This is a genomic window from Sphaerochaeta pleomorpha str. Grapes (genome assembly GCF_000236685.1).
Classification (GTDB): Bacteria; Spirochaetota; Spirochaetia; order Sphaerochaetales; family Sphaerochaetaceae; genus Sphaerochaeta; species Sphaerochaeta pleomorpha.
Window position 1 is genome coordinate 2,103,191 of record NC_016633.1, and the last position, 13,337, is coordinate 2,116,527.

General features: G+C 44.8%; 13 protein-coding genes and 1 riboswitch. Of the genes, 2 read left to right on the top strand and 11 right to left on the bottom strand.

Features of this window, described 5'->3' with window-relative positions:
* Positions 1-68 precede the first annotated feature (68 nt).
* A complete protein-coding gene (locus tag SPIGRAPES_RS09480) occupies positions 69-1,085 on the top strand; it encodes an adenosine kinase (protein WP_041384580.1) in 1,017 nt (338 codons plus the stop codon).
* On the opposite strand, the gene SPIGRAPES_RS09485 is transcribed toward SPIGRAPES_RS09480, so the two are convergent.
* Together SPIGRAPES_RS09485 and SPIGRAPES_RS09490 are read right to left on the bottom strand one after the other, a co-directional pair.
* Positions 1,062-2,261, bottom strand: a complete 1,200-nt coding sequence (locus tag SPIGRAPES_RS09485) for an MFS transporter (protein ID WP_014270546.1) — start codon at positions 2,259-2,261, stop codon at positions 1,062-1,064. The genes SPIGRAPES_RS09480 and SPIGRAPES_RS09485 overlap by 24 nt on opposite strands.
* Positions 2,254-2,775, bottom strand: coding sequence for a winged helix-turn-helix domain-containing protein (locus SPIGRAPES_RS09490; RefSeq protein ID WP_014270547.1), 522 nt, complete (start codon positions 2,773-2,775; stop codon positions 2,254-2,256). The genes SPIGRAPES_RS09485 and SPIGRAPES_RS09490 overlap by 8 nt, the downstream gene beginning before the upstream one ends.
* Before the next feature lie 273 nt (positions 2,776-3,048).
* On the opposite strand from SPIGRAPES_RS09490, the gene metK reads away from it, so the two are divergent.
* Positions 3,049-4,197, top strand: a complete 1,149-nt coding sequence (gene metK / locus SPIGRAPES_RS09495) for a methionine adenosyltransferase (protein WP_014270548.1) — start codon at positions 3,049-3,051, stop codon at positions 4,195-4,197.
* Here the strand turns inward: metK and SPIGRAPES_RS09500 are convergent.
* The 9 genes from SPIGRAPES_RS09500 to dnaN all read right to left on the bottom strand — a co-directional run bounded on the left by SPIGRAPES_RS09500 (position 4,181) and on the right by dnaN (position 13,145).
* Entirely contained in the window at positions 4,181-4,876 is a 696-nt protein-coding gene (locus SPIGRAPES_RS09500) for an anaerobic ribonucleoside-triphosphate reductase activating protein (protein ID WP_014270549.1), read from the bottom strand. The two genes, metK and SPIGRAPES_RS09500, sit on opposite strands and share 17 nt — an antisense overlap.
* Positions 4,873-6,954, bottom strand: a complete 2,082-nt coding sequence (locus tag SPIGRAPES_RS09505) for a ribonucleoside triphosphate reductase (protein WP_014270550.1) — start codon at positions 6,952-6,954, stop codon at positions 4,873-4,875. Before SPIGRAPES_RS09505 ends, SPIGRAPES_RS09500 begins: the two co-directional genes overlap by 4 nt.
* A gap of 66 nt (positions 6,955-7,020) precedes the next feature.
* A riboswitch (cobalamin riboswitch) is annotated at positions 7,021-7,203 on the bottom strand.
* A 120-nt stretch (positions 7,204-7,323) separates the two neighbouring features.
* Complete coding sequence (jag, locus tag SPIGRAPES_RS09510; RefSeq protein WP_014270551.1) at positions 7,324-8,031, bottom strand: RNA-binding cell elongation regulator Jag/EloR; 708 nt, start codon at positions 8,029-8,031, stop codon at positions 7,324-7,326.
* 63 nt (positions 8,032-8,094) lie between these two features.
* Positions 8,095-9,924, bottom strand: a complete 1,830-nt coding sequence (yidC, locus tag SPIGRAPES_RS09515) for a membrane protein insertase YidC (protein WP_014270552.1) — start codon at positions 9,922-9,924, stop codon at positions 8,095-8,097.
* An 87-nt stretch (positions 9,925-10,011) separates the two neighbouring features.
* Positions 10,012-10,380 carry a ribonuclease P protein component gene (rnpA, locus tag SPIGRAPES_RS09520; protein WP_014270553.1) on the bottom strand — a complete coding sequence of 123 codons (369 nt, stop codon included), beginning with the start codon at positions 10,378-10,380 and terminating at the stop codon, positions 10,012-10,014.
* On the bottom strand, positions 10,361-10,528 hold the full coding sequence (rpmH, locus tag SPIGRAPES_RS09525; protein WP_014270554.1) for a 50S ribosomal protein L34: 168 nt from the start codon (positions 10,526-10,528) through the stop codon (positions 10,361-10,363). Before rpmH ends, rnpA begins: the two co-directional genes overlap by 20 nt.
* A gap of 109 nt (positions 10,529-10,637) precedes the next feature.
* Positions 10,638-10,958: a DciA family protein gene (locus SPIGRAPES_RS09530; protein ID WP_014270555.1), complete on the bottom strand. Its 321-nt coding sequence runs from the start codon at positions 10,956-10,958 to the stop codon at positions 10,638-10,640.
* Positions 10,948-12,039 carry a DNA replication/repair protein RecF gene (gene recF, locus SPIGRAPES_RS09535; RefSeq protein ID WP_014270556.1) on the bottom strand — a complete coding sequence of 364 codons (1,092 nt, stop codon included), beginning with the start codon at positions 12,037-12,039 and terminating at the stop codon, positions 10,948-10,950. Before recF ends, SPIGRAPES_RS09530 begins: the two co-directional genes overlap by 11 nt.
* Positions 12,039-13,145 (bottom strand): DNA polymerase III subunit beta, encoded by a 1,107-nt coding sequence (gene dnaN / locus SPIGRAPES_RS09540; RefSeq protein WP_014270557.1) that lies wholly within the window; start codon positions 13,143-13,145, stop codon positions 12,039-12,041. Before dnaN ends, recF begins: the two co-directional genes overlap by 1 nt.
* Positions 13,146-13,337 lie beyond the last annotated feature (192 nt).

The window sequence follows — 13,337 nt, forward strand, 5'->3', positions numbered from 1 at the left end:
CTTCTCAGCTAGGAATTAACAAGGCCGATGTTGCTACAATTCATAAAAGGGTGGTACTATACCTATACATGAAGCAAACGGAAAAAAGGGTCTATGGCATTGGCAACCCCCTCATTGACATCATAGTTAGCGTCGAAGAGCAAGATCTTGTAGATCTGGGGATCCATAAGGGAACCATGGCTCTGATCGGTGAAGAAAGGATGAAAGAACTCCTTGCTTTCAGCAAAACAAAAGAAACCTCATTTTCATGCGGGGGTTCATGCCCGAATACAATCATAGCACTTGCTTCACTGGGGATTGAAACCACCTTAGCCGGAAAAATCGGGAATGACGAGAATGGCGAAATCTATGAAAAGAAACTGAAAACCTTGCAGGTCAAGGATGAACTGGTGAGGACTGACAAGCAGCCAACAGGTTCCACCGTCATTCTGGTAACCCCGGACAGTGAACGGAGCATGAACACATTTCTCGGGGCAAACCGCCTTTTCGACGAGAATGATGTAAACACAGAAACGGTAGGACAAGCTGATTTCTTCCATTTCACCGGGTACATGTGGGACACGGAAAGCCAGCAGCGCTCCATACGCAAAGCCCTTGCCATTTCCAAGGAAAACAACACAACCGTATCATTTGACATTGCAGACCCCTTTGCGGTAGGGCGATATCGTGAAACGTTCCTTTCCCTTATCAAAAACCAATGCAATATTGTCTATGCAAACAGGGAAGAGGCCAGGATTCTCTTTGATAATTACGACCCCTACGAATGCTGCAGGTCAATGGGGAAACTCTGCGAGACTGCAATTGTAAAGAATGGAAAAAAAGGTTCCTATGTCTGCCATAACGGTTTAATCCATACTATTCCGGTAAAAGGTCCTGTGATACCGGTGGATACTACAGGCGCAGGTGATGTCTATGCAGCAGGTTTCCTCTATGGTCAATGCCATAACCTAAGCATTGAAGACTCAGCGCTTATAGCATCGATCCTCGCTGGACAAATCATTACCCAAAGGGGTGCCCAGTTCTCAACAGAACAGGCAAAGGTGCTGAGAGAAATGCTAGATTCAGGATTTTGGTGCGACCTTTGAAAAAGGCTTTGCCAGGAAAAGTACCGACAAACAGCCAAAACCCGAAACCAAAACCCAGTACAGACTGATAGAACCCCATTTCAAGACAGCTAGGGCCACCATTGCAGCAATCAGGCCCCCAATTTGCATCAGCATGGAGTTAAGGCTGAGGGCGGAGGAACGTACCGAAGAATCGAGAGCAAGGTTGAACAAGACACCCCCGACAACGGAGACTATGCCAAGCAGAAAATATATCAGGGCATAGGCGATACAGAAAGTGACAACATTCCCACTTACAGCAAGTATCATTTCCATTCCAAACGTTAAAAACAAACCAATCAGGAAAAGACAGTTCGCCCGACTTTTTTTCAAAAGGACCTTTGCCGAGAAGGCCCCTGCAACACTTGCTACAAAAACCATGCCTCCAACCAAGCCAAGGACCCAGAGCTTTCCATTACTGGCAAGCAGCCCCTTCAAAAATGGTTGCCAATAGCTTTCAAGGGAAGCAAGCAATAGTCCCTGCATGCCTGTATAGGTGATAAAATACACAAGGAAAGGTTTCCCCTTTACCTGTAAAAAAAGCAGGGAAGCCTGTTCTCTAAGTGCAACGCGAGGAAGTCTCGGATTCTGGTCCTTTTCGATCAGAAAACTCACAAGGATGCAGTTGAAAAAAAGCAGAGCCATCCTTACGACCAGGACCAGGTCACATAGATGGGCCCCTTCCCTTCCCTTGGCAAGAAGATACCCTCCGATAAAGGAACCTACAGCCAGGGAGACACTCGTACAGATATCCATTGCTACCATTGCATTCTCGAGTTTCCCATTATTACCCAGTTGGTCCTCTATAAGCAGGGCATCGAGGCTTCCGCTTCCAAAAGCCCTCCCAAGACCAGTGAGTGAGAATCCCAAAAGAAGAAATCCAACCGACGGGGAAAAGATACAGAGGGAACCAAGCAGAGATAAAACCTGCCCGGCCTGATAGCTGTTCCTTCTACCTTTCGCATCACAGAATATTCCACTGGGAACTTCAAACAGGAGCATTGTCCCCGAATAGCAGAGCATGGCTAATCCAAGGTAGAATAGTGAGTACCCTTTGCTTACCACCAAGAGACCCATAGCGGGAATCAACAATCCTGTAGCAACCGACCCAAAGGAAAGAACCAGAAGGTACGGTCCTATCGTATTGCGCCTAACCATGGTACAGCACCAAGGAGTACACAAAAGGAATGGTTTCCTTGTTCTTCTCTTCATGTTTTTCTATGAATGATTCAATGATCTCATTCAAGTGATCTGCTTGGCTTTGGGTAAGATGCAGGACACCTGTTTTAATATCAGCCGAAAAGTGACCGGAATCTTGGTCAAAATCCTTTATTTTCTTGAAAAAATCATCCTGGACTTCCTTCAGCAGATTCTGGGTTACCACTTCCCTCTCATCCCCCTGCAAACCTCCGAGGCTGACTGTGACCAGGGTTTTCCGGTAATAGGTGGCAGTAATTCCATGGATCAATTGCTGGCGGTCCAGCTCGACAATTCCCAGTTCCACAAGTTTGAGGATATGGTGCTTTGCACTCGAGCTGGTAATTTCCAAGGCATTGGCAACCATTTTAGGGGTCATCGGTCCATTCACGGAGAGAAGCTGAAGAATTTTCTGACGGGTGGGTTGCATGAAGATTTTCAACTGTTCTGTAGTCGTAAGGGTTATTGTGTTCATAACAATATATATAACATAACATTTATTGTTATGTAAAGAATAATGATGCTTCTTTTTGTTTTTATATACAATTTCTACCACTGTCTAAAAATAAGGTCTAAAAATAACGTTTTTTTACTTGCATTAATCACTATATCTTGTTATCATCCCAACAATGACGTCGATTTGACAGCCTCCCGGCTTGCAGACGTCAATAAAGAAACTTGCTAAAAGGGGAGCGCGGTCTATTTCCGCCATATATCCCCCTTCCGCAGTTCCTAAAGGAAGGGTTTCATGTTAGAAAAAGGTTCTCATATCTTCACTTCGGAATCAGTAAGTGAAGGACATCCCGACAAAGTCTGTGACCAGATTTCAGATGCAATTCTCGATGCTTGCCTTGCAGAAGACAAGAATAGCAGGGTAGCCTGCGAAGTATTTGTCACTACAGACAGGGTAATCGTCGGAGGTGAAATCACCACCAATGCAAAACTTGATATTGAGACAATCGTTCGTACGGTAGTCAAGGAAATCGGATATACAGAAGAGGGGATAGGATTCGATTACAAGACCCTTACGGTCGAAAATCTCACCAAAACACAATCAGCAGATATCTCTATGGGCGTTACCGCAAGCAGCAGTCTCTATGGGGAGCAAGGCGCAGGCGACCAGGGAATGATGTTTGGATATGCCTGTGACGAGACTCCGTCCTTGATGCCTGCCCCTGTGGTCTGGGCCCATGAGTTGCTTAAAAAGGCTACCGAGCTGAGGAAGTCAGGCAAAGCCCCGTTCTTACGTCCCGATGCAAAAAGCCAGGTTTCCGTTGTCTATTCAGACGGCGTTCCCGTTCGTATCGACACTGTTGTCATCAGCCACCAGCACTCAGAGGAGGCCACAAGGGAACAATTGACTGAGTTCCTAACCGAACAGGTTATCCAACCAATACTGGGACCTACTGGGATGCTCGACAAACAAACAAAATTTTTGATCAACCCCACTGGAAGGTTTGTTATCGGAGGTCCCGCCGGGGATACTGGTTTGACCGGTAGAAAAATCATTGTCGACACCTATGGCGGGATGGGAAGGCATGGCGGTGGAGCTTTCAGCGGCAAAGACCCCTCAAAGGTAGACCGGTCTGCAGCATACATGGCACGTTTTGTCGCCAGAAACCTGGTGGCAAACGGTCTCTGCCATCGTTGTGAAGTACAATTTTCCTATGCCATAGGCGTTCCTTATCCGATTTCGATCTATGTAGACACCTTCGGGACAGGGGTTATGGACGACACAGAGCTTGAAAAACTTGTGAAAAAGAATTTCGATCTTTCACCTGCAGGTATTATAAAAACCCTGGACCTAAAGAGACCAATCTACCGTGCAAATGTCAATTATGGGCATTTCGGCAAGAAGGATGTTCCCTGGGAAGAAACTATCACTTTGAAAAAGTAACGATAGCCCCCTGGAAAATCTTGAGTTCATCTATCCATCCCTGCACCTCGAAACAATCAGGTGCAGGTGTATGGATTTTTTTTTCCTCATCCTTCTTGTAACAGGCAGGGAGCCTATACCGATTCAGGCGCCAGAGAGGAACCTTTGGCATCTGGCAGGCAATCTTGCGCAAATCCGTTTTCCCCAAGGTAGGGGCAACCGTTGTCCTCGTTTCCCAACAGATGTTCGAACCCTTTAGTAAAGAAAGTGATTCTATGACTGTTTGGGGCCTTGCCCCTTTTCCACAGATTTCACCATATCTTTCCCAAGGTGCCTTTACATCAAGGGCAATATAGTCGACCAACTGTAAAAAAAGCAGTTTCTCCAGAACCTCCGGAGAGTTGCCATTGGTGTCAAGTTTAACCAAAAACCCCTTCTCCTTGATCCAGGAACAATAGTCGGGCAAATCGGGCTGAAGGGTTGGCTCACCACCGCTGATGACCACCCCTTGCAGTAAATCTTTCCTTGAGTCCAGAAATGTTCCCACCTTTTCTTGCCCGAGCAAAGTTCCCTTGGAAGCAACCAATTCACGGTTATGGCAATAGAAACAATCGTAGGAACACCCTTGGGTAAATAACACACAGGCAATTTTACCCGGATAATCCAGAAACGTAGATTTTACCATTCCGCCTATGTTCATTGCGCTTTCACCCTATAGGTTTTACGTTGGCGATATTCTTCCCGCTTGCCTTGGTGGAAATCCCTCACGGGTCTCAAATATCCTACGACACGGGTCCACACCTCCGTCTCTTTTCCACATATCGGGCATGTTTCCTGTTCACCTACCAGATACCCATGCTCTTCACAGGTGGAAAAGGTTGGGGTAATGGAAATATAGGGAAGTTTGTAGCGGGTAAAGACAGTTTTAATCAGGGTTTTTGCGATAGTGATATCATCGAGTCTTTCCCCAATGTACAGATGTAAAACCGTTCCCCCTGTATATTGGCACTGGAGGGCATCCTGTTTTTCCATTGTCTCGAAAATATCATCTGTATATCCGACAGGCAACTGGGTTGAATTTGTGTAATAGGGGATTTCGTCACCCGCTGTGATAATCTCGGGATATTGTTTCTTGTCGAGACTTGCCAGATGATAGCTGGTACCCTCAGCAGGAGTTGCCTCAAGGTTATAGTAATGTCCGGTAAGGTTCTGATAGGATTGAATCGTCTCTCGGAGCAAGGCAAGTGTCCTTAAGGCAAACTGCTGTCCTGATTCCGTGGTAAGGCTCCCCTCATCACCAAAAAGGTTCAATCCCGCTTCCTCCATACCGACCAACCCAATGGTGCTGAAATGGTTTGCCCACCAGCAACCTTCCCTGTCTTTGATGTCCGACAGGTACCGCTGGCTAAAAGGATACATTCCCCTTGCAGTCTCCAGCTCGATCACCTTTCTTTTCAACTCGAGGCTTTCTCGGGCTAAATCGGCAAGCTGCACCAGTTTTTCCCTGAATGCAAGTTCATTCTTTGCTTCATAGGCAAGACGTGGGAGATTCAAGGTCACTACACCCACAGACCCTGTGAGGGGATTGGAACCGAATAAACCTCCCCCTCTCTTGCGGAGCTCAGAGGTGTCGAGGCGAAGCCGACAACACATGGAAAGGGCATCTTCGGGGGAAAGGTCGCTATTGATATAATTTGAAAAATACGGGATCCCATACTTGCAGGTCATTTCCATAATGGCATCTGCAACACATCCGTCCCAGGAAAAATCCTTGGTTATGTTGATTGTAGGGATGGGGAAGGTAAAAACCCTTCCACTTGCATCGCCATCCATCATCACCTCACAGAACGCAAGATTGAACATATCCATTTCTGGCTGGAAATCGCCATAGGTTTCCGCTTGGGCGATTCCACCGATGATTACACTCTGGTCCTTCAAGGTGGAAGGAACTTTAAGGTCGAAGGTAAGGTTGGAAAACGGACACTGGAAACCAACCCTGGTAGGGACATTGAGATTGAATACAAATTCCTGGAGGGCCTGCTTTACCTCCTTTTTTGAAAGTCCGTCATAGCGGATAAAAGGAGCGCAGTAGGTATCGATGGAAGACCAAGCCTGGGCCCCTGCACTTTCCCCCTGGGTCGTGAAGGTAGAGTTGACTATTTGGCCTAAAAACGAACGAAGGTGTTTTGCTGGTTTTGAAGAAACCTTGCCACTGATTCCCCCGAAACCCATCGAGAGAAGCTGTCTGAGATCCCAGCCACAACAATAGGGCCCAAAAAAACCAAGGTCATGGATATGGAAGGCGCCTTGCACATGGGCTTCCCTGATTGACTGGGGATACACCTCATGAAGCCAATATTGTTTGGTAAAGGTTTCCCTGATGTAATTGTTCATCCCGTTGACCGATTTCCTGGTGTTGGCATTTTCCTTGATCAACCAGTTCTCGTCATCAAGATAGGAACGGAACAGGTTTGTAGTGGCATCTACAAGTACCTGGCCTTCCCTGATTTTTCTTCGTTGTTCACGATAGAGAATATAAGCCTTTGCGGTGCTGGCTGCATCGCTTTCGATAAGCTGTTCTTCTACCAAGTCCTGGATGGTTTCGACATCAACATGGTCTTTGCCCAGTAGGTTTGCCTTATGCAGAACCTTTTGTGCAAGAAAATCCGCATCAACTGTTTCACCGGACGCTTTTGCAGCCTTTCCAATTGCAAGGGAAATTTTCTGTCCATCGCAGAAAACAACCTGCCCGTCTCGCTTAACAACATGGGTAAGCATGGGTTCCTCCTGCCGTGACACAGGACAGACGTGGATACAGGTATCCACGCCGTTGTCATGCATCGTGACGGCGTGTCTGCATAGGGAGGTCTTCTGGCTCAGGTTCCTCAAATTTGGCTTCCTTCCCAGATTTCTCCAGTGGTTCTTGCCAAATTCTCACCTTTACAGCGGCGGGACCGCGTGGGCATTCATACCCAACTTCCCTTTTCCTATACACACAACATATAGTGTTTTGTAATCAAATATACGCTATTAACAGTAGCTTGTCTGGTATCCTTTGTCAATTGAGTTTTTTAAGGACAGCGCTTAATCGCAAAACAAGCGATGCTCTCGCATCGCTTGCCTGTATCGTTCGGAAGATTTTGAAGCTTATTGCATCATGGGAATTCCGTTATCCCTTTTACTGGAAATACGAATCTGTTTGTAAAGGCCATCGCCTTCGCTCTTTGTATCCACTCCGCCGAAATCATTGAGAGCTGTATGTACAAGTCTCCTTTCATACGGGTTCATGGGTTCAAGCAAACGACTTCTTCCGCTTTTTTTGACCTGTTCAGCCGTTTTAAAGGCCATTCTGATCAACTGTTCCTCATGTCTCATCCTATAGTTTTCACTATCGACAACAATCTTCTGGTCTGGATCGATCTGCCCTGCAAATACATTTGCCAGTAACTGGATTGCATCAAGGTTCTTTCCCTTGCGTCCGATAATGATACTGGAATTCTCACTATCGATATTCAGTCCAAGCTTTCGTTCTTTGCGGAAACCAACCGTAACCGACGCTTCATAGCCCATCTTCTGGATCATGGTAGAAACAAAATCGATAACCTTCTGTTCCAGTTCACTATTGATTGGGGCATCCCCTTGGGCGATATCTGCAACCGGACGGTTGTACATCTGGTTTTCAAGGCCATTGCCTTCATCAAAGTGAATCCTGATCTTTACATTGCTTTTTTTGAAAAGTCCCTTTCTGACGGGCTCGACGATTTCTACATCGAAATCTTCACGTTCGATATGCAATTCTTCAATTGCTTTCGCAATTGCGTCCTGCTCGGTACGTCCTTCGAATTCTTTCATCATATATTATCTCCGTATTGGGAGGGACAACCCCTCCCAGTGTTAAAAATTTCTTTTGGAACGGGGCTACCTCCGTTTTCCCTTGGAACCTTTGTTCGTGGGAAATTGTTTTACTTTGCTTGGCTCTGGTGCCTTTTCGATTTCATTCTTCCGTTTATGGTTGGTATACATCTGTTGAAAAATGGAAAGGGCGTTCATTACCGACCAATACAGGATCAACCCAGAAGGTGCACTATAAAGGACAAAGAAGAACATGAGAGGCATACCATAGGTCATGAATTTCATCATACCCTGCTGGGATCCTGCCGTACTTGCATTCTGGGTAATCTTCATGGAGTAAATCATACTGACCGTGTAGATTATCGGAAGAAGGTGCAATTCGTTTCCAATGAAAGGAATGGTAAAGGGGAACATGAATACCGTATCAGGCATGGACAAATCTGGAATCCAACCGGGGATAAACATGGCACCGCGCAACTCAAAGTGTTTGTTGAGCAACCCATAGAAAGCAATCAGGATAGGGAACTGGACCAACATGGGAAGACAACCGCCCATTGGGTTGATTTTTTCCTTCTTGTAAAGGGCTGCAGTCTCTTCATTCTGCTTAGCAGGATTATCCGGGTACTTTGCCTTGATTTCTTCCATTTTCGGACCGAGGGCGGACATCTTTGCAGTAGAGTCCATACCTTTTTTTGAAATCGGGTACAGTACCAGCTTCAAAAGGAAAGTCAAGATAATGATACCGACACCATAGTTGGGAATTATCTTGTAGAACCAGTTGAGGAGGATCTTCAAAAAATTCTCCAGCCATCCAAGCCAGGAGCTGCTATCGAGTGCCTGCTCAAGGTCTAGGTTTGCAACCTTGAAGCTGTTTGAATCAGCATCATTGTAGATAACCATATCTGCCTTGAGCTGGGGCCCTGCATAGAACCTGAAGGTATCGTTCTGAGAAGAACTCTTGATTGCCGGTCTGGAGAAATACATATTTGATTGCATAGCTATGGAACCTGTCGAGTCCTCGTTGAGACTCAACTGGTAAGAAGCTGCATCAGGAATTGCAATCATGGAGAAATACTTACCTGCCAGGGCAACCCAGGAAAGGGGTTTTGAAGTAGTATAGTTTCCATTGCTGAGTTTGATTTGTTTCTTTTTCGCAGAACCGTCTTCCTTGATATAGAATCTCCGATAATTGTAATTGTTATTGGGGAGACTGCTGAAGGAGGGGCCTATCTGGGGTTCAAACCCAAGGGTATAGGCAAAATTCTCATAGGACAAAGGAATTGATTTGTTTTCGCTGTTTACCAAGGCGATATCAAGCTGGAAAAGATAGTCAGCGTCTCCAAAGGTAAATGTCTTAGATAGGGTAAAAGGTTTACCGCTTACATTTCCCTCAGAATCGAGAATCTCGAAATCCTGACTGAAGACCACTTTTTTTCCGATTACCTTATAGCGGAAGGTAGCATCGATGGGATTGGTCTTGTCATTGCCGGCATAGAGGAGAAATGCATCGTTTTCCTGTGGGCCTTTGAATAACAGTTCGACGGGTTCGCCGTTGTCAAGGTGCTTGTTTAATTTAAACGAGGAGACAGAGGCACCGACCGGATTGAATTCAATGGTAAACACATCTGTCTTAAAAACAAATTTCCCTGTAGAGCCTTGATCGCCGACAGCTACCAAAGAACCAGGGAGTTTAGTATTCCACGCAAGATTTGAAGATATGAGTGCATTTTCAGCCGGAGCAAGATTTGCAGTTCCTGCTGTCGAGGGAGTTATAGTTTCGACAGTTTCTTGATAATCAGCCGTTGGGGCAGGGGTAAAAAAGGATGTCTGAATTGTCATACCAACTGTTATGACAACTACGGAAAGAACAATGGCAAGTATGGTGTTTTTGTCCATATCTACTCCTGAGTTTTATTTTTCATGAGACAATTATCACAGGAAAGATACATTTTTCGAAGGTTTCTACACAAAAAAGAATGGGAATTAGACTATAGGAATATCTTCCAGCTGAAGAAAGACCCCCGCTTTTTCACAAAGAGATATGAGTTGCTTCGTTTGGATTTCATTTTCAAGAACCTTTCCTGGATATACTACAAATGCGAAATCGTAACCGGGGATCATACGTGGTTTTTCTTTTCTCCAAATTTCCTTGATTTGTCGCCGAATCCTGTTCCTCTGTACGGAATTACCGAAGTGGCGAACAGGAATAACAACAATTCGATCCAAACCAAGATCATTCTTCGATACAACCAATTTCAAGCCACGGCAAGACTGTGTCTTACCTGTTTTGAAAATTCTGTCAATCTCCGGTTGTCGTTTTACAATTTCGTTTTTAGTAAGGTTTCTTCTCATCACAGACACTAAGCTTGTGCCTTCCCTTGGCTCTTCTTCTTGCCAATATGAGACGGCCACCGACCGTTGCCATTCTGGCGCGGAATCCGAACTTTCTATTTCTCTTAACTTTACTGGGCTGATAGGTCCTTTTTCCTTTGTAACTCATGAGATAATCTCCAATTTTTCATCGCTTTACGCGGATATTTTCTATTCTATTCGGAGGATACTCCCCCGAGTGGTGCAGTATATAGAGCAAGTTCCCTTACGTCAAGTAACTATGTGCTGAGAATCTGAAGCTCCTTGACTGCAAGGGAAGGATATTTTCTATTTACAGTTAAAAGAATCTTCTTTTGTTGCATCATCGCTATCTGCGCCCAGGAAGGATGGTCTGCCCTTAAAACAAGTGTTTTTCCCTTTATATCAACAATCTTTACGTGAGGGAACAACCTAGGACCTATGATTTCCTGCCATTTCATCCCGATAGCAGCCTTTGGGTTATCCAGACTGATATTCAGTTTCCTCAGTACTAAATTCAAAACCTGCTTGGAATCGATGGGGTCATTCGTTTTGCAAACCCTTGGGGTTTTATCCTTCATGGTCTGAAAACCTCCCGTTTTCAACATCATACACCAATGCCTCTTCCCCTGCTAGAGAGGGAAAGTAATGTTCTTCGGGAAGAAAGGTAAAAAATGCCTGACAGTAATTCTCCATGAGGTGCAAAAACATTTCCCTTTTTTTAAAATCCAGTTCCAGAAGTACGTCATCAACAAGCAACAAGGGTTGCCTGCCTGTTTTCTTCTGGTAAAAAGCCATTTGTGCTGTCCTGAAAATCAAAGAAGCCAAACGCAACTGTCCTGTTGATCCGGTCTGCGAAAATAAGCCGTTGTTATCCACCACATTGAAACGGTCGCGGTGTACACCGCTTGTAGTAGTCCCCAACTTCAAGTCCCTTTGCCTGGTCTGGGCAAGATGACTGATAATTTCGTCTTTGCTTGCACATTTCGACCAAGAGGGATTGTACTGGATATGAATTTCTTTGTCAGTCTGGGAAACCTGGCAATACATACCCGGGAATATCTGGTCAAACTCATAGACGGCCCGGGTCCTCTCCTGCTGGATGGAGAGACCATAGGTTGCAAGCTGTATGTCATATACATCCAACAAGGAATACCGTTCTTCCTTGATGGCCTGGTTCCTTTGTTTGAGAATCGAACGATACCGTCTCATGTCATCGAAAAACAGGGGGTTGTACATACTCATAGTCTGGTCAAAAAAGCGTCGCCTTTCTTCAGGTTCTCCCCGGACAAAGGAAATGTCATCATGGGAAAAAACAATACAGGGAATATTATATATCAGTTCCTTCCTGTCTTTGATTTCTCTTCCATCAAGAAATACAGAACGTTTGGAATCTTTGTATTCAAGTTCCAGACGATGTTCCAAAGAAGCATCATCGCGATACGTACCTTCCAGTTTGAAATTCTTTTGACCATGTGTTGCGAGTTCTCGCATGTACACAGTCCTGAAGGAAGATCCATAGCAGAGCGTGTAAATAGCTTCAAGAAGATTTGTTTTTCCCTGTCCGTTTGGACCTACAAGAAATACCTGTTTGCGGTCAACAGGTATTTCTTGTGGTGCAAGATTTCTGAATTGGATCGTTTTGAGAGAAGTGAACCGCATCAGGCATTAGGCTGCATGGGCATGATGATATGGAAATAATCACGCTCTGCTTCTGGTTTGACAGTCATTGCCCTGGTTGGTTCTGTAAAATTGATGGAGAAATATTCACCCTCCATGACTTTCAAAGGATTGAGCAGGTAGACAAAATTCAAAGAGACCTTGCTTTCGGGACCCTCATATTTGCAGGGGATAATTTCCTTTGCCTCGCCAAGCTCACTTTCGTCGCTGGTTACCAGCACCCCTGCCTCGCTGATATCAAGGAAAATTCTCTTTGCCTTGTTTTCGATAAGCAGTGAAACTCTTTTGAGAGCGTCCAGCATATCCTGTATGCGCATAGTTGCAGCATATTTCTGGGTCTCAGGGATTACCCTTCTGTAGTTCGGATACTGACCCTTTATCAGGTTGGAATAGAAAAACCTGTTTCCAATTTTTGCATAGATCAGGTTTTCGGTGATACACAGGTCAAGGAGTCCTTCATCGGACGAAAGTTTTTTCAATTCAATGAAAAATTTCGAAGGGATGATTACCGGGGGAAAGGAAGGGATTTCCTCTGAGAATTTTCTTTCTACGATGGATAGTCTTCTTCCATCTGTTGCAACCATGTTCATGCCTGTAGAACTTCTTTCGAGATACAGCCCGCAAAGAAAAAATCTGGTTTCATCTTCGCTTATAGAAAAAATTGTCTGGGTCGCCATCTCATTGAAATCCCTTTGGGAAACAGAGAAAAATGGAGTTTCGCCGATTGTCTCCATTTGGGGAAACTCGTCTCCGCTGATGGTTCTCAATTTAAAATCAATGGTCTGGTTGGTAGGCTTTATGGCAAGCATTCCGTCCTTGGTTGAAAATTGAATTTCTGAATTTGGCAGAGAGCGGAGAATATTGAGAAACCTGTCACAGTAAACGGTGATGGAACCATTCTCGATTGTCTGTACGGCAATCTCTGTACTGAAGCCGATTTTCTGGTCAGTGGCCCTGATAATGAGTTTGTCGTCAAAGGTCTCCAGATAGACATTCGAGGTAATGGAAAGTGAGTTTCTCTGACTGGTAAAATCCATTGAATATATTATCTCGTTTAGGATCGTTTCTTTGTTACAGGCGAATTTCATAGACTACTCCTAGTTTATTATAAAAATTAGTAATAATAGTAATAATAGCACGATTTCTGTGGATAACTCGATAATTCATTATACAATAATCGCTTAAATTTTGCTATCTTGTGGACAACTTCCTGAGTTATCCACAATTGATGCACAGGCAAATTTGGCTATCCACAGGCAGAAGTACTTATCCACAGGCTA